The sequence below is a fragment of the Pantoea sp. ARC270 genome, from assembly GCF_003236725.1.
GTDB classification, from domain to species: domain Bacteria; phylum Pseudomonadota; class Gammaproteobacteria; order Enterobacterales; family Enterobacteriaceae; genus Pantoea; species Pantoea anthophila.
This window is the reverse complement of the sequence record NZ_PUGA01000020.1, coordinates 67,689-83,625: the sequence shown is the minus strand read 5'-3', so window position 1 is coordinate 83,625 and position 15,937 is coordinate 67,689. Positions and strand designations below refer to the sequence as shown.

Genomic DNA, 15,937 nt, shown 5'->3' with positions numbered 1-15,937 from the left:
TAGCAGGCTGTTTGCCAAGGAGTGTATTCAGGTCATTGAACAGCCCCTGATTAACCTGCCCAAGGCCGTTGAGTTTAGGGTTAACGGTAATCAGGTAGCGGCTATTGGCTTTTGACGCGACAAAGTAGCCGTTTTCGCCCGAAGGTAAAGGATAGGCACTGATATCAACTTCAGCAGCCTTGTAGTTATGCAGTGTCGCAGAACCCTGAGCAGCGTTATTCAGGTTAAGGGCCTTGCCCAGAAGTGCGTTGTTTTTACCTGCCGTTGCGTACTGCGTCAGCGAGGCGCTGCCAGGTGAGGCCGTCTCCAGCGCTCCTGCGCCATTGACCTGCTGCAGCGCATTCTGCAATTGATTGCGCCATTGCGGTGTATTGATTGCGGCTTTATCGGCATTAGCCAGCTGCTGGTGAGACTGCGCGCCAGCGGTGCCTATGGCAGTTAATCCGCGCAGGGCCGGAGCAGAAAGCGTATTGCCACTCCAGCCGGCATTTGCGGTGGTATTTGTATTACTGATATCGCCGCTAAAGTTAGCAGAGACGTTACCGCCTGCCTGAATAACGGCGCGGTAAAGTTGACCTGGAAGATATTCGCTATCATGACCTGTAAGCGAATAAGTTATTGATTTGTTTTTGAAAGTCGTTGTTTTACTAACTGTTTCAGTTTTTTTTGTTGCATATGAAGGTTTCTTATTATTGCCATATTTATAAGTTAAATAATCATTATTTACCCCATCCTGAAAACTCTGATTATTTAATTGGCTACCGTGTAAGGCAATATTTCCATTGGCAATTATAAGGCTCGCCTGATTATCTAAAGAGTTCGTGTTTGCTAAAATATTACGTCCTGAAGCAATACGTGCAGCACCCGCAGAGCTAGTTACTTCAGTTTTTATTTGCGAAGTTAAGTATTTGAGTTGATCCTTTCCTGCAAAAGGTGCGTAGTAGTAATTAGTATAAGGAACATAACTACAGGCTCCATGGCTATTACATGGCCCTACCTGGTGTTTGCCGGACTTGACATAGTAGCCATAACTTCCTGCTGGCAAATCCGTGATGGGAACATCAATAGTTGAATTACCAATACCATTTTTAAGTTGTACTTGGGTAGTTTGCTGTACGACACTCAACCCATCCCGCGTATTCAGCAGATGCCCCGTATTAATCGTGATATCGCCGTTCTGCGTTTCGATGGTGCCGGAGGTGTTAATTACTTCGCTGTTGGCATTCCCCGCCGCGTCACCCTGAAGCCACATACTGCCGCCTGCCAGCATATCGGCACGCTGGTTACGAATGCTGTTGGCAAACAGAGAAAGGTTACCGCCCGCATAGAGCAGCGCGGTGTTAACGATACTGCCTGGTGCGCTGAGCACCAGATTGCCAGCAGTCCCGGTGAACCCGTCCAGCGTGATATCGCTGCGGCTGGCCAGGTTGATGTTACCGCCGCCCTGCAGCGTGCCATTCCCGTTCATGGCGATGCGATTGCCGCTTAACGCACTGTCACCGGAACCGGTAGTGAGCTGACCATTATTGGTGAGATCGCCGCCTGCACTCAGCGTCAGCGCCCCGCCCTGCATCGTGCCCTGGTTATCTATCGCGCCGTTACTGCTGACGGTGAGGCGCCCGCCTGCCGCCAGCACATCGCGACCGGTAAAGCCATTGGCGATGTCCAGCGTGGCGTTACCCAGCGCCACTACCTGACCGCGCTGATCAAAGCCGTTGCTGTGAACCAGCAGATCGCCGCCGCTGAACAGGCGACCGCTGCCCGGCTGGCCCACCTGAGCAGCCATCACGCTCAGCCGGTTGTTACCCAGCAGCGTTCCGCTGTTGTTGACCTGCTGATAATTGACCTCAAGATTGCCGCCCTGGGCTGTGCCCTGATTGCTGAAGCCATTACCGGTCAGTGTGCCCTGGCCGTCGGCCAGCAGCGTGCCGTTGTTGCTGGCATTGGTCGCATTGAGAATCAGCTGCGACGCCTGTAACCAGCCGTTGTTATTCAGCTGCGGCGTATTCAGCGTCTGCGCACCACCCGAAAGCCACCGGCCATCGTTTTGCGTTAAACCGGTTAGGGTCGCCACACTGTTGCCGTTGCCCTGAATCAGGCCAGAGTTGAAGAGTTCCGGCCCGGTCAGCGTCAGGGTATTTTGCGTGATCAGGGTGCCGCTGCCGCCATTGGTAATGCGTCCGCCGGCATTAATCAGCAGATTGCTATCACCCTGTAAGCGCCCGTTGTTATCCACTGCACCTGAAGTGATCTGCAGGTCGCCGCCCTGCACGCGCCCGGCATTGTTGAGCGAGGATGACTGAAGCGTTAACCTGCCTGCGCTGAGTAGCGTTTTATCCTGCTGCTGGGTCAGTGCGCCGTTCAGGCCCACCGTCAGCGCCTCGACACCGGTTACGGCACCGTTATTGTTTAACGTGTCGCCCCGCAGCGTCAGATTACGGGCAATCCATTCGCCCTGATTGGCCAGCGTCAGAGCCTGCAGCGCCGCCGTGCCATTCGCCGAAATCTTACTGCCTGCGCCCGCATCAAGGCGATCGGACAGAATCAGCTGCAGCGCATCCGCACTCTGGATCGCGCCATTATTGGTCAGCTGCCGGGCATTCAGCAGGATCTGCTGTCCCTGCCAGCTGCCGTTATTCACAACATCTCCGCCGTTGATGTTCAGCGTGCCCTGCGTCAGCAGCGATCCCCCCTGGTTATTCATTAACTGGCGTGCTGGCGCGGCCAGTGCTCTGAGCAGCATCCGCCCGCTGACCTGCGGCATCGCCGCAAAGGTTAATGCCTGCAGCCCGATCAGGCTGCCCTGATTAATGACGCTCGCGGGCGTAATGGTCAGGGTTTTACCCTGCACCGAACCGCGGTTATTCAGGACGGCTCCGTTCAGGGTCATCGCTCCTTCACCGAGCAGTGAACCGCTGTTGTTCAGCGTGTTGGCCGCGATCTGCGCCCTGCCCTGGCTCAGTAAAGCGCCGGCGTTCTGCAGTTCATTGCTGATGCTGACGATCAGATCCTTGCTGCCCAGCAGCGATCCCTGATGCAGCCAGTTGTCCGCGTTTACCGTTGCCTGCTCACCCTGCAGCACACCCTGAGTGGTGAGCTGGCCCGCGTTCAGCGTCAGCGCTCCACCGCTCAGCGTTTTGCCACCGGCCGATTGTGTGAGGTTATCAGCCTGTGCAGTCAGTGCCGTGCTGCCCTGCAGCAGACCGTCATTGTTCAGGCGGGTAGCCTGTAACCCCAGCCGGTTCGCCATGATTTTGCCGCTGTTGTGCAGCGTGCTGGCGTTGAGATCGCTATCACCCTGACTGACCAGCGTGCCGCTGTTAATCAGATCGCTGGCGACATGCCCCTGCAAAGCATGGATGCCAGTGATGCTGCCGTGATTGCTGAGCGAGTCCAGTGTGAAATCGAGTTGCTGACCCTGCCAGCTGCCATCATTGACTGCGCTGCCACCCTGGATAACCAGCCGATCGCCGCTCAGCAGTTGACCACCGTTGCCGTTGTGGAGCTGGGCGAACCGGAGATCCAGCAGCGTCTCGCCCTGTAGCAGCCCGCTATTTTCCAGCGTGTTGCCGCTGGCGCTGAGCTGCTTCGCCGCAATCTGCCCGCTGTTGCTGAGCGTCTGCGCATGCAGATCGGCCTGGCTGGCGCTGAGGATCTCTCCTGTGCTGCTGTTACTCAGCGAATCGTTAATCTCAAGACCGAGATTATCGCTTAACATCCGTCCGCTGTTACTGAGACGGTTGCTGTTGATTGCCAGCGCCCCGCTGACCTGCAGCAGGCCCTGATTATCAAGTTGATCGAGCGTCAGGGTCAGCGGTCCCCCGGCGATCAACTGGCCGTCATGGAAGTTATGGAGTTGCTGATGATCGAGCGTTAAGCTGCTGTTGCCCTGCAGCAGCCCGTCGTTGCTAAGGGTAGGTGAATGGAGGCTAAGGTTATTCGCCGCCAGCGTTCCCGTGTTCTCAATGGCTGTGCCCTGCAGATTCATCTGCTGCTGGCTGAGCAGACTGCCGCTGTTAGCCAGCGCACCATTGACCACGGCGGTTAACGCTTTGCCGGCGCGGACATTGCCGCCGTTCTGCACCCTATCGGCGTTGAGCACCATCTCATCGGCCTGGATGGCGCCGTGGTTAGTCAGCGTCGCCACGTTTCCGGTGAGCGCGCCATCCGTGAGCAGCTGGCCTCCCTGCTGATTGTCCAGCTGGCTGCCTTCCAGTGAAAGCTGACGATTACCCTGCAGCAGACCGCTGTTAATCATGTCACCGCGCAGCGTCAGTACCTTTGCCATCAGCCAGCCGCTGTTGTCAGTGTGGTCAGCCTTCAGTCCGATGCCCTGCTGCCCCAGAATCTTACCGCTGTTCTCCAGCGTACTGCTTTGCAGATCGGCATCGGTCTCGCTCAGCACATTGCCGCTGTTCTGCCAGCGGCTGGTCTGAACGGTAAGCTGTTTGCCCTGAAGCAGTCCGCTGTTGTCCAGGGTCTGCTGTTTCACGCTCAGCTGCCCTGCGCTGAGCAGCGTGCCGCTGTTGGTTAACCCGCTGCCCTGCAGCGAGAGAGCCCTGTTACCCTGCAGCGTGCCGCTGTTTTCCAGCAGGCTGACGTCACTGTTCACTGCGCCGGCAGCGACTGTCCCCTGATTGTTCAGCGCATCACCCTGCAGGCGGATCTGGTCGTCCGCCAGCAATTTTCCGCTCGGCTGATTACTTACGCGTCTGAATGTGCTGCTCAGGCTGGCGGCGTTAATCTCGCCGCTGTTGTTCAGCTGGTCACCACTCAGCAGCAACGTTTTGCCACTGGTGATCAGTCCGCTGTTACTGAGTTGTGGCAGGCCAAGCGTAAAATCGTTGTCGGAGCTGATTGTGCCCGCAGCAAGATTATCCAGCTGTGTGGCCCTGATGGAGAGTAATCTGTTGCCCTGCAGCAGGCCGCCGTTGCTGATTTGCGCGGCGTTCAGCGTCAGTTCAGGCGCGGTTAATGACCCGCTATTACGCAGCTCTGCGCTGTTCAGAATAAGGGCGTTCTGACTGCTGATGGCTCCCTGATTTTCCAGCCAGCCACGGGCGGTCATCTGCGCGTCACCGCGGGCTGTGATGGAGCCATTCTGCTGCAGCGTATCGGCGTTAACCACGGCATCGCCGTTGCTGACCATTTCGCCGCTGTTTTTCAGGGCCGTAGTGTCAATCTGCAACCGCTGACTGACGATGTTGCCACTGTTACTGAGCGCGTCGGCGAGGTTAAGCGTTGCGTTACCCTGTACAGAGAGTGCACCGTCCTGATCCAGACGTTTCGCCGTCAGCGTGGTGTCGCCGCTGCTGATGACTTTTCCTTTGTTCGTCAGCGTACCGCTGTTGATATCAAGACGGCCCGCACTCAGCTCCCCGCTGTTACTTAGCCGATCGGCCACGTTCAGCTGCACCCTTCCCTGGGAGGAGAGCGTTCCATCCTGCTGCAGGCTACCGGACGTGATATCCGCCTCCTGACTACCCAGCAGGCTGCCGCTGTTGAGCAGCGAACCGCTGTGAATCGCCAGACTGCTGCCACTCAGTTCGCCACTGTTGTTCAGTTCTGAAGCAATATTCAGCTGATTACGGTTAGTGGCGGACAGGATACCGCGCTGCCTGACGTGACTGGCTGTGATCAGCGCGTCACCGGCGCTTAACAGCCTGCCGCTGTTATCAATCGTGTCGCCCTGAACGTTCAGGCTACCGCCGCTGATCTCCCCGCTGTTGTTCAGCGCACCGGTCACGTTAAGCTGATTTTTGCTGCTGGCTGAAAGAGTGCCGCGCTGCTGAAGAGTGTTCGCTGTGATCAGGGCATCCCCGGCGCTTAACAGCCTGCCGCTGTTATCGATGGTGTCGCCCTGAACGTTCAGACTGCTGCCGCTGATCTCCCCGCTATTACTCAGGTTGCCGGCAACGACGACCGTGTTGGTGCCCTCAGAGAGCAGCATGCCCTGCTGCTGCAGGCTGTTGCTGCGGAGCTTCGCCTCGCCGTGGCTGGTCAGGCTGCCACGGTTAACCACCTGTGCGGCCTGGATATCCAGTTGCTTAGTTGCGGTCAGCTGACCCTCATTCTGTAGCAGAGAGGTGGCGGAAAGCTGCATCCGGTCAGCCGCATTGCCGCTGCTGTTTTTATCGATGCTCAGAGCGCCACTGCTGAGACGGGCGCTCTGGCCTGCGGTCAGGCTGCTGCCTTTAAGCGTTATCTGACCCTGATTGTTAAGGTCGAGCGACGCGTCGCTGCCGAGTTTTGCGCCTGTTAAGGCAATCTCCTGCTGTGCAGTCAGTGCGACGTTGCCACCCGCTTTATGCTCACCCTGCAGCGCAATGCTGCTGCCTCTGGCCGTCAGGTTACCGTTGGTCAGGCTGTTATTGATGCTCAGCCGCCCCTGCGCATCCAGCACCATATCGCCCTGACGCGCGTTGAGGTTGCCGAGATTAACGCCGACTCCGTTTTCGCTGGAGACCAGATGGATGCGGTTCGCATACATCCCGCCCAGCGCACCGGTATCCACGGCGACTGACGGCGCAGCCCCTTCGCCCGCGACAGGTGTCACGCTGCCATCAGCACCGACCCGGTTTGCGCCCAGCGTGACATTGAGATCTCTGGCATGAATGTCCGCGTTAATTTCTGTTGCGCGCGCGATGATCGAGACAGCGTCGGCCTGGCTGCCATCCAGCCCTTTACCCTCAACGGTGATGGCGCCTTTCGTCACTTCCAGCGACCGCAGATTCCCCTGCGCATCAAGCTGCGGTTTACCGGTGGTGAGCGTCACATCTGGCGTATTGATAAAGCCGCAACCGTTACAGGTGATGCCGTAGGGGTTGGCGACCATCACGTTGGCTGCTTTTCCCGCCACTTCGGTGTAGCCCTGAAGCTGCGAGCGGTTGGCCCCCACCACCTCGTTGATGATTGCCCGGGCTTCCTGCCCCGCTTTCAGATTCGGGTTGTTCTGGATGAGTCCACCCAGCTGCGTCTGCGTCAGCCGGCCGGTGGCGTTGTTCAGGATCAGCCCTTCCTGGCCGACGTTATAATTCTGGTACTGGTTGTGGGACAGGCCCGACGCATTGGGTGTCGCGATGTTAACGACCGGCACGCCATTTCCGGCGCTATCCACCTGCGTTCCCGGCGTCGCAGGCGTAATCACGGCAGAAAAAGCGGGCAGCAGAGGCTGAAATGCAATCAGCGAGCAGATGAGATAGCTCAGCAGACGACGCGGCAGTGAAATCGGTAATTGATCATCCATAATCAGGGCCTTTTTTTAGAAAACGAGTCCAATACGTGCGTAAACGCTGAGGCGATCGGGCGCCAGGTAGTCGGGATAGCTGACGGGAATGCCCAGCGACAGCTGCGTGGAGACATGAGCGTTGCGGGTACCCAGTCCCAGCGAACTGCCCCACAACGTGCCGGCGGCATAGCGATCCTGTCTGTCGCTCTGCAGCCATCCGCCATCCAGGGCCAGCGTGGAGCTGACTTCGCCAATCACTGGCAGCGTAAACAGCGTGTAGTTGAGTTCGTTGCGCAGGTAACCGCCGACATCCCCGGAGAGGTATTGCTCTTTGTAGCCGCGAACAGAGCTTTCACCGCCTATCGTCAGGCGTTCGCTGCCATAGAGGCGATCGGGTGACCACTGGGCGTAGAGGCTGCTGAGCCACCACATTTTCTGTGTCAATGGTCGCTGATAGCTGCTGCTGACACTCCACTTGCGGAATTGTGCTTTGGGGAGATCGTCGCGTTTACCGCTGTCGCTTTCGGCATCGAACCACGGCATCCCGCGGCTCAGCATCGGATTAAAGGTGGCCACGCCGCCTGCCACTTTTTGCGTATGATTCACGCCGAGTTGCAGACTGGTGATTTTGCGGCTGCTGCTCTGAAGCAGTGTCTGATTCAGCCAGTTATGGCTGATATAGTGGCTGAGTCCGAGCTGAACACCGGTTTTGATCTGTCCATTGCGGAACAGGACCCACGAACCGCTGAGGCGGTTTGAGATGTTATCGCCGTTGCTGTACCAGTCGAAGCTGTTCGCGTTGAAGCGGCTGTGGTAGTTGCTCCAGCTATAGCTGTAATCCAGCAGCCCGTAGCCATAAGGCACGCTGACACCCGCCTGAAAATTCTGCGCGTCACGCCAGTCGCTGAACGCACTGCTGCGACCGCCGCTCACAAACCAGCGATCGGCCAACCCCAGAAGATCGTTACCCACCAGCGAGGCGGAAAGCTGGCCGACACCGGTGCTTCTTTGCCCGCTGTTGTCCATATTCAGACCCAGCGTCAGCGGAAATTCAGGTTTACTGGTCAGATTAACGATGGAGTAGCCGGGCTTAGTCGACGGGATGATCTCAATCTGCACCGGCTCTGTGCGGAGGCGGTTGATCTGCTCCATGCCCTGTTCAATATCACGCAAATTTAAAATACGACCGGCCAGGCCCGGAAAGGCCATTTTCAGCTGGTGTGAAGGGGCACCCTGCAAACGAATTTCTTCCAGCCTGCCTTCCAGCACCGTAATCGTTAACACTCCGCGGGAGAGATTCTGTTCCGTCAGAAAAGCACGGCTGGTGATATAGCCGCGCTGGACATACCAGTCGGATATTGCGCGTACCAGCTGGTTAATACGTTCCAGCGTCAGACACTGATTGGTATAAGGGGCGACCAGTTTCGCCTGCTGCGCTGGCGTGATTAAGGTGGCCTGTTGCAGGATAATCTGGCGAATATCAAAGCAGGGACCATAGACCTGCGCGGGCTTACTTTGAGGCAGTGCCACCTGATGTGACTGCGTTAACGCATCGCGCTGCTGCTGATCCTGTTGCAGACGCTGCTGCTGCTGATTCTGAATAACATCAAGGTCGCCGGGCGTGACCGGCGCCGCCATGACGTTGCTTATAAAAACACTGGCTCCGAAAGCCAGCCACATCCCTGTCTGCGGCATTTTCATCGAAGGTTTAACAACGCTAATTGTAAGTTTTGTGTAAGGACAGGCGTGCAGATTAACACCTTAATAATCAGAAGTTCCTTATTGACTTAAAATAACAACCTCATGACGGCGAAAGTAAAACTGGCAGTGTAAAAACATTCGTTAAGCCAAATTTTTAATGCGCATGAGACATTATTTACAAAGGGTGTTTTTTCGAGTGTTAACGATATGAATGTAATCCGATGCGGTTGTGAAGGAATATCGACGCAGGATGTCTGATTTAAGTAACAGCGCTGAGGATTGAGCGGGAATTAAATGTTGTCTCGCTCAGGGTTGCGGGCGGAAGTCATTGCCGCTTTTAAAACGCAAAAAGGCCCGCTCAGTAAGCGGGCCTTTAACCAGTAAGACAACAACCGCTATTTTTCATGGTAGCGATGCACCGCCGGGTAATATTCCAGACCATAGAGCTGGCTCAGCGGCAGCAGCAGTTCGACGTTAATATCGCGCCCGGCGTCATCCGCCGCAGGGCCGCTCAGCAGCTGTTCAAACCAGGCTTTCAGTTTCTGTTTCATCTCAGACTCTCCGCATCAGTTGATGCCCTGAGTAAACCCGCTTATCCGCCGGATCTGAACCAAAAATTTCTGCACTGCTTATGCCGGAACTGGCATAACGCGCCCTGCCCGGCCAGCCAGCCACCGGATGGCGCCGCTTTACTGTGCGATGAGCGTAACCCAGTTAGCCCCTTTACCGGCGGGAGCTTCTGATACCCGTTTCAGCTCGCCGCTGGCGGGGTCGATGGCGTAGCTGCCTGTCACTGCGCTTTCCTCTCCGCTGACGATCAGCCATTTTCCCTGTGCATCAATCGCGATACTGCGCGGCTGTTTTTCCACCGGCCAGCTGCCGATCAGCGTTAACTCACCAGACGCTTTATCGACCCGGTAACCGCTGACGGTGCTGGATGTCCGCTCGGTCACATAGATAAAGTGCCCGTCCGGCGTGATTTGAATGTCTGCCGCCCAGATACGTGGCGTGGGATTGCTGTAGCCCGCCGGGCGCTGCTCGCCGTGCTGCAGGTTATAGCGCTTCGCCACCGCATTCGGCCAGCGCTTCAACGCCGTCAGGGAGCCATCCGCCGCCCGCCGGAACTGGGTGATGGTGCCGCTCATCTCCGCAAGGTTATAGACAAAGCGATTATCCGGTGAGATCACCGAATGCCGCGCCCCGCTGTTTTTCTCGCCCTGAACGAACCCTTTACCCAGCGGGGTGATGACGCCATCGTCACTGAAGGCATACTGCAGCACCCGATCGGTCCCCAGGTTGCCGACGTACAGGGCGTGATTGCTGACGTCGGTGATCACGGAATGGGCGTGCGGCCCGGTCTTCACCTCGCCCGTGACCTGCTCCGTCACTCTGCCCTGGCTATCGATCCGGTTGCTGGTGACGATATCGCTGTCATAGGATGCCGCCAGCAGAAAGTGACCGCGCCGGTCGGTGGTGATCCACGGAAAACTGGCCGCGACCGGTGTCACCGCCATTCTCTGCAGGTCGCCATGCGGACGGGTCACGCGCCAGCTGACGATGGCGTAAGGCGGGCTGCGCAGTGCGCCATAGAGGTGCTGGCCATCCGGGCTGGCCGCCAGCGGCATAATCTTTCCCCCGGCGGGGGTATCGCCGCGCCAGTGCAGGCTGCCAGTGGCCTCATTAAGCGCATAGCGGGAGACGGTGCCCGACTCCGCATTCGAAACATAAACAAAGGTCGTTGCCCATACTGACGGGCTACAGAGGAGCGGCAGAAGCGCCAGCGCCGTTTTAAAACGGTTCATAGAATCACCTTTCTGATTATCGGGTCCGGGCATCCGAATGACGATAGCCAGGCCGGGCGCGTCGCGCATTGTGCAACTGCCTGAACGGTAGCGTAAAAGTCTGGAGATGTGACGGCTGGGGTGTTTTACATCGGAATGCGCCACGCCTTCCCCGCACCGGAGAAGGCGTGAGCAGGCCGCTAGCCGATTTTAGCGAGCATCTGACGATAGCGATCGAGCCACTTGCCGCTGTTGAGTCGCCACCAGAAGAAGACACCGCGCACCGTCCAGTCGAGGAACATCCCCAGCCAGACGCCGGTGACGCCCATGCCCAGTTCAATGCCGAGCAGATAGCCCGCGACCACGCGCGCGCCCCACATACTGAACATCGACACGTACATGGTGTAGCGCGCATCGCGTGCGCCTTTGAGTCCGGCGGGCAACACCCAGGAGGCGGCCCAGAGCGGCATGAACAGGGCGTTGAGCCAGAGCAGGTGTTTCGTCACGTTTATCACCTCGGGATCGCTGGTGTAAAAGCGCGCCAGCAATCCGGCCAGCGGCACCGTCATCAGCGCTATCGCGCTCAGACAGATCGTCGCCAGCCAGAAAACATGCCGCACCTGGCGCTCCGCCTGAAACACCTGATTTTTACCCAGTCGGGTGCCGGTAATAATGGTCGAAGCGGACCCCAGCGCATTGCCCGGCAGGTTGATCAGCGACGCCACCGAGAAGGCAATAAAGTTACCGGCAATCTCGCTGGTGCCCATCCCGGCGACAAAGACCTGAGTCAGCAGTTTACCGCCGTTGAACAGCACCGACTCGATGCTGGCAGGCACGCCGATACCTAAAACTTCCATCAGGATGCTGCTGTTCCAGCGCCGGAAATAGCTCGACAGGGTGATTTTCAGGGAGGCGTTAAAGCCGATCATCAGCACGTAAATCACGGCGATTGCCCCGATATAACGGGTAATGGTCAGCCCCAGCCCGGCACCGATAAACCCTAAACCGTCCCAGGAGAAGCAGCCGTAGATCAGCACGCTACTGATGATGATGTTAAGGATATTCATGCCGCCGTTAATCAGCATCGGGATTTTGGTGTTGCCTGCGCCGCGCAGCGCCCCGCTGCCAATCAGGGTGATGGCGGCAGCCGGATAGCTCCAGGCGGAGGTCTGGAGGTAGCTCAGCGCCAGCGCTTTGACTTTGGGTTCGGCCGATCCCGCAATCGCATCAATAATCAGATGCCCCCAGAACTCGATGGCAATCACCAGTACGAAGGCGAGTATCGTCATCATGGCCAGCGACTGACGCGTGGCGGCGCGGGCGCGCTTGCCGTTGCGTTTAGCCAGGCTGAACGCCACCACCACCGTGGTGCCGAGATCGATGGCGGCAAAAAACGAGATGATCACCATGTTGAAGCTGTCGGCCAGGCCCACGCCCGCCATCGCCTCTTTGCCCAGCCAGCTGACCAGGAAGGTGCTCAGTACGCCCATCAACAGCACACAGGCGTTCTCGAAAAAGATAGGCACTGCTAATGGCGATATTTCACGCCAGTAGAGCGTGCGATAAGCGCGACGTTTCGGGTACCACGCCGTGCGCCTGATCGCCTGCATCACTGCTACGCCGGGATTTTGCAAAGGATTACCAAATCAGAAGAGACTGGACAGGAGTTCTAATGATGATAGTGGGCAGAGAAATATGCAAAGTCTTTCCGGGACAAATTAATCATCGTTACAAACTTTTTCGGGCTGTCACGGCATTTTCTGCCCCGTCGCCCTGCCCGCTGTAGCAATCCTGTTTATTTCCCCGACGTTACAAACGCATAGCGCGCGCCAGCGGGTACCCATCCCGCCCTCTTTTCGCCTTCATAATGCGGGCAGCGTAAACAAAACCCCGGCCTGGATCGTGAAGATTTTCTTATGAGCTTTCAGCGCCGCTCACGGGCGCATCCGGCCACGCTGTTCAGATTATCCGCCGGGTTCGTGCAAAAAAAAGGCGATCACACATTCTTCACCAATCTCTGCAACAAACCCGCTAAGCTTGGGGCAAACTGCGGAAAAAAATGGAAGGAGAAACCATGCCGACATTACGGAAAAACCTGACCAGCCAGCAGGCGCTGGATGAACTTGAACGCCTTTACAGTGGCGCGGTCGATGCACTGCGTGCGGCGATTAAAACCTTTACCGAAAACGGCACGCTGCCCGATGCCGACGCCCGGGAGCAGGGACTGTTTGTTTACCCGGAGCTGCGCATCACCTGGCGCGGTGACGGCCCGCAGCAGAATCGCACGCGCGCCTGGGGACGCTTTACGCATACCGGCAGTTACAGCACCACCATTACCCGCCCGGCGTTGCTGCGCCACTACATTGCGGAACAGCTGGCGATGCTGGAGAAGGAGTATGAGCTGGAGATTGACGTGGTGCCTTCCCGCCAGGAGATCCCCTATCCCTACGTGATTGACGGCTCCGATCTCTCACTGGATCGCACCATGAGCGCCGGTATCGCACGCCACTTCCCGACCACCGAGCTGTCGCAGATTGGGGATGAGACCACCGACGGGCTGTTCCACGCCGACGCTCAGTTTCCGCTCTCCCACTTCGACGCGCTGCGGACCGATTTCTCGCTGGCCCGTCTGCGCCACTACACCGGCACCAGCGTGGAACATTTCCAGCCGTTTGTGCTGTTCACCAACTACACCCGTTATGTTGATGAGTTTGTCCGCTGGGCGATCGAGCAGGTGCGCGACCCGGAGACACCCTACGACAGCCTGGCCTGCGCCGGGGACGTGGTGCTGACGGCCGACACGGCTGACAGTGAGGCGATGCTCTCCGATCTGGCGTGGAAGAAGCATCAGATGCCCGCCTGGCATCTCACCTCACCCAACCGTCGCGGCATTACGCTGATTAACATCGGCGTTGGCCCGTCGAATGCCAAGACCATCTGCGATCATCTGGCGGTCATGCGCCCGCACGCCTGGCTGATGATTGGTCACTGCGGCGGTCTGCGCGAAAGTCAGCGGATTGGCGACTATGTGCTGGCACACGCCTATCTGCGCGACGACCACGTGCTCGACAGCGTGCTGCCGCCTGACATTCCGGTGCCGAGTATCGCCGAGGTGCAGCGTGCGCTGTATGACGCCACCAAAGCGGTGAGCAACATGCCGGGAGAAGAGGTCAAACAGCGGCTGCGTACCGGCACAGTGGTGACCACGGATGACCGCAACTGGGAGCTGCGCTACTCTGCGTCGGCGCTGCGTTTTAACCTGAGCCGCGCGGTGGCGGTCGATATGGAGAGCGCCACCATTGCCGCACAGGGATACCGGTTCCGGGTGCCTTACGGCACGCTGCTGTGCGTCTCCGATAAGCCACTGCACGGTGAAATCAAGCTGCCGGGTCAGGCCAACCGCTTCTATGAAGGCGCGATTTCGGAGCATCTGCAGATTGGTATCCACGCGGTAGAACTGCTGCGCGCTGAGGGTGACAAGCTGCATTCGCGGAAGCTGCGGACGTTTAATGAGCCGCCTTTCCGGTAAGAGTGACGCTGCCGGGGGATGTTCGCTGCGCGAACGTGCTATGAGAAGGTTTCGTTCGCCGGGTAAACCGGGCAGTTTCAGTTTCGCCTCTGCAGGCGACCGACAAGGGGGCGCCAGTCGCCGCGCCCCCTTGACCCCGGGCTCCGGCCTGCCTCACCGCCGCTCCGCGGTCCCTTCGCTTCTTCCGGATTTCTCACGGACCGGCAGGACGCGCCATCCCTGGCGCGACCCTGCCTCTTCGCGACATCCCTGTCGCTCGTCCTGAAATCCCTCATCCGCTCAGCGGCTCAGACGGCCTCCCTCCCCCGCTGTTAACTTTTCTATCTATCTGGCTCTCATATCGCGATGCGTTTAGGAGACTGCTTTAGCCTTCAGGCCAGCAGACGATGCTTCACATCAGAAAACATAAGATATCAAAGGCGGGGGTGTGGGAGAGGCATCCGGCGCGCTGAGGAGCAACCGGAGGCCAGGATGAGCCGACAGGACGTCGGCGAGAGGACGGCACGAGCCAGGGATGGCGAGTCCGGACGGTCCGTCGGCCGCAGGGCGTGACGAAGGCACCCCGCAACGCGGGGCGCGGAGGCTGCCGGACGCCGGGATTGTTAAGGGGCGGGCGTCCGCCCCTTGACGCGTCCGCCTGCACGGGCAGGCTGAAACTCCCTCACGCCTGGCGGGCGAAACCTTCACAGAACCAGCCCACCGCCAGGTAATCACTCCCACGCCCGACAGGCCAAACCCTCTCAGAGCCACCCCACCGCCAGGTAATAACTCCACCGCCAGGTGAAACGCCCCCACGCTCTGTCAGAACGTTACAGACTGCCTGCTGCTTTCCGCGCTGTAGAATCTGAAGCCATTCTTGCCCGCCTTTTTCTGCAGATACATCGCGTTATCTGCGGCATTCAGTAACTCTTCAGGTCGCAGGCCATGCTCAGGAAACAGGGCTGCGCCAATGGTAATGCCAAATGTCGCACGGGCTTTCCTGAACTGTACGTTCCGGTTAATGCTCAGCAGAAGATGATGGGCAATGTCAGCCAGAGCGGCCGCATCCCGACACCTGACGATAACAGCAAACTCGTCCCCGCCCAGTCGCGAAATCATACTGCCTGGCGGACTTAATTTTTTCAGTTCGCTGCTGGCCTGTTTTATCGCTTTGTCACCGGCGGCATGACCCAGCGTATCGTTGATATGTTTGAAATTATCCAGGTCGATAAAAAGCAGCCCGAAACGGGTTCCCGTTTTCTTTGCCAGTACAATTTCATTTTTCAGGTGCGTGCTGAAGGTTCTTCTGTTCGCCAGTCCGGTAAGCGGATCGTGCTCGCCGAGAAACCTGAGCTTCTTCTCCGCCTCGACCTGCCCGGTGATATTTCGGGAGATACAGAGAATACTCACCGTCTTCCCCTGCTCATCACAGACAGGAGTCAGCATATTATCCCAGTAAACAGTGCTGTGATCCGCCGACAGACTGATGCCCCTGAAACCGGCGCACTCTCCTCGTATAGCCTGATTAAGGGCTTGCCGTCCTTTTTTGTGCACTGACTCCGGCAACAGCGCCAGCCAGTCCATGCCGAAATCCTTTTCCTCCGGATCAACGCCTAACGCTTCGCATCCGGATCTGTTCATAAACACGATAGTGCCATCAACATTTATCAGCTTAATGCAGTCCACACTAATGTTGAGCATGTCGCTCAGTACCGATAT

At 57.9% G+C, this 15,937-nt stretch carries 7 protein-coding genes; 1 reads left to right on the top strand and 6 read right to left on the bottom strand.

From position 1 onward, the window contains the following. The 5 genes from CKF42_RS11130 to CKF42_RS11115 all read right to left on the bottom strand — a co-directional run. Nucleotides 1–7,246: filamentous hemagglutinin N-terminal domain-containing protein (locus CKF42_RS11130; RefSeq protein WP_146239935.1), on the bottom strand; the 7,246-nt coding region annotated here is incomplete at its 3' end. Nucleotides 7,247–7,261: 15 nt separating this feature from the next. After that, a complete protein-coding gene (locus tag CKF42_RS11125) occupies nt 7,262–8,929 on the bottom strand; it encodes a ShlB/FhaC/HecB family hemolysin secretion/activation protein (protein ID WP_111208202.1) in 1,668 nt (555 codons plus the stop codon). 395 nt (nt 8,930–9,324) lie between these two features. Further along, a complete protein-coding gene (locus tag CKF42_RS21245) occupies nt 9,325–9,480 on the bottom strand; it encodes a hypothetical protein (protein ID WP_009089509.1) in 156 nt (51 codons plus the stop codon). Nucleotides 9,481–9,618: 138 nt separating this feature from the next. Then, nucleotides 9,619–10,731 (bottom strand): beta-propeller fold lactonase family protein, encoded by a 1,113-nt coding sequence (locus tag CKF42_RS11120; RefSeq protein WP_111208203.1) that lies wholly within the window; start codon nt 10,729–10,731, stop codon nt 9,619–9,621. A gap of 179 nt (nt 10,732–10,910) precedes the next feature. Continuing rightward, nucleotides 10,911–12,320 (bottom strand): EmmdR/YeeO family multidrug/toxin efflux MATE transporter, encoded by a 1,410-nt coding sequence (locus CKF42_RS11115; protein ID WP_009089505.1) that lies wholly within the window; start codon nt 12,318–12,320, stop codon nt 10,911–10,913. 464 nt (nt 12,321–12,784) lie between these two features. Here CKF42_RS11115 and CKF42_RS11110 point away from each other — a divergent pair, with 464 nt between their 5' ends. Next, nucleotides 12,785–14,239, top strand: coding sequence for an AMP nucleosidase (locus CKF42_RS11110; RefSeq protein WP_046102104.1), 1,455 nt, complete (start codon nt 12,785–12,787; stop codon nt 14,237–14,239). A gap of 801 nt (nt 14,240–15,040) precedes the next feature. Here CKF42_RS11110 and CKF42_RS11105 read toward each other — a convergent pair. Next, a complete protein-coding gene (locus CKF42_RS11105; RefSeq protein ID WP_199559866.1) occupies nt 15,041–15,919 on the bottom strand; it encodes a GGDEF domain-containing protein in 879 nt (292 codons plus the stop codon). Nucleotides 15,920–15,937 lie beyond the last annotated feature (18 nt).

Bases quoted from the DNA above. Each gene is read 5' to 3' on its own strand.
- CKF42_RS21245 (WP_009089509.1), bottom strand. From the start codon at position 9,480: ATGAAACAGAAACTGAAAGCCTGGTTTGAACAGCTGCTGAGCGGCCCT.
- CKF42_RS11105 (WP_199559866.1), bottom strand. From the start codon at position 15,919: ATGCTCAACATTAGTGTGGACTGCATTAAGCTGATAAATGTTGATGGC.
- CKF42_RS11125 (WP_111208202.1), bottom strand. From the start codon at position 8,929: ATGAAAATGCCGCAGACAGGGATGTGGCTGGCTTTCGGAGCCAGTGTT.
- CKF42_RS11115 (WP_009089505.1), bottom strand. From the start codon at position 12,320: ATGCAGGCGATCAGGCGCACGGCGTGGTACCCGAAACGTCGCGCTTAT.
- CKF42_RS11120 (WP_111208203.1), bottom strand. From the start codon at position 10,731: ATGAACCGTTTTAAAACGGCGCTGGCGCTTCTGCCGCTCCTCTGTAGC.
- CKF42_RS11110 (WP_046102104.1), top strand. From the start codon at position 12,785: ATGCCGACATTACGGAAAAACCTGACCAGCCAGCAGGCGCTGGATGAA.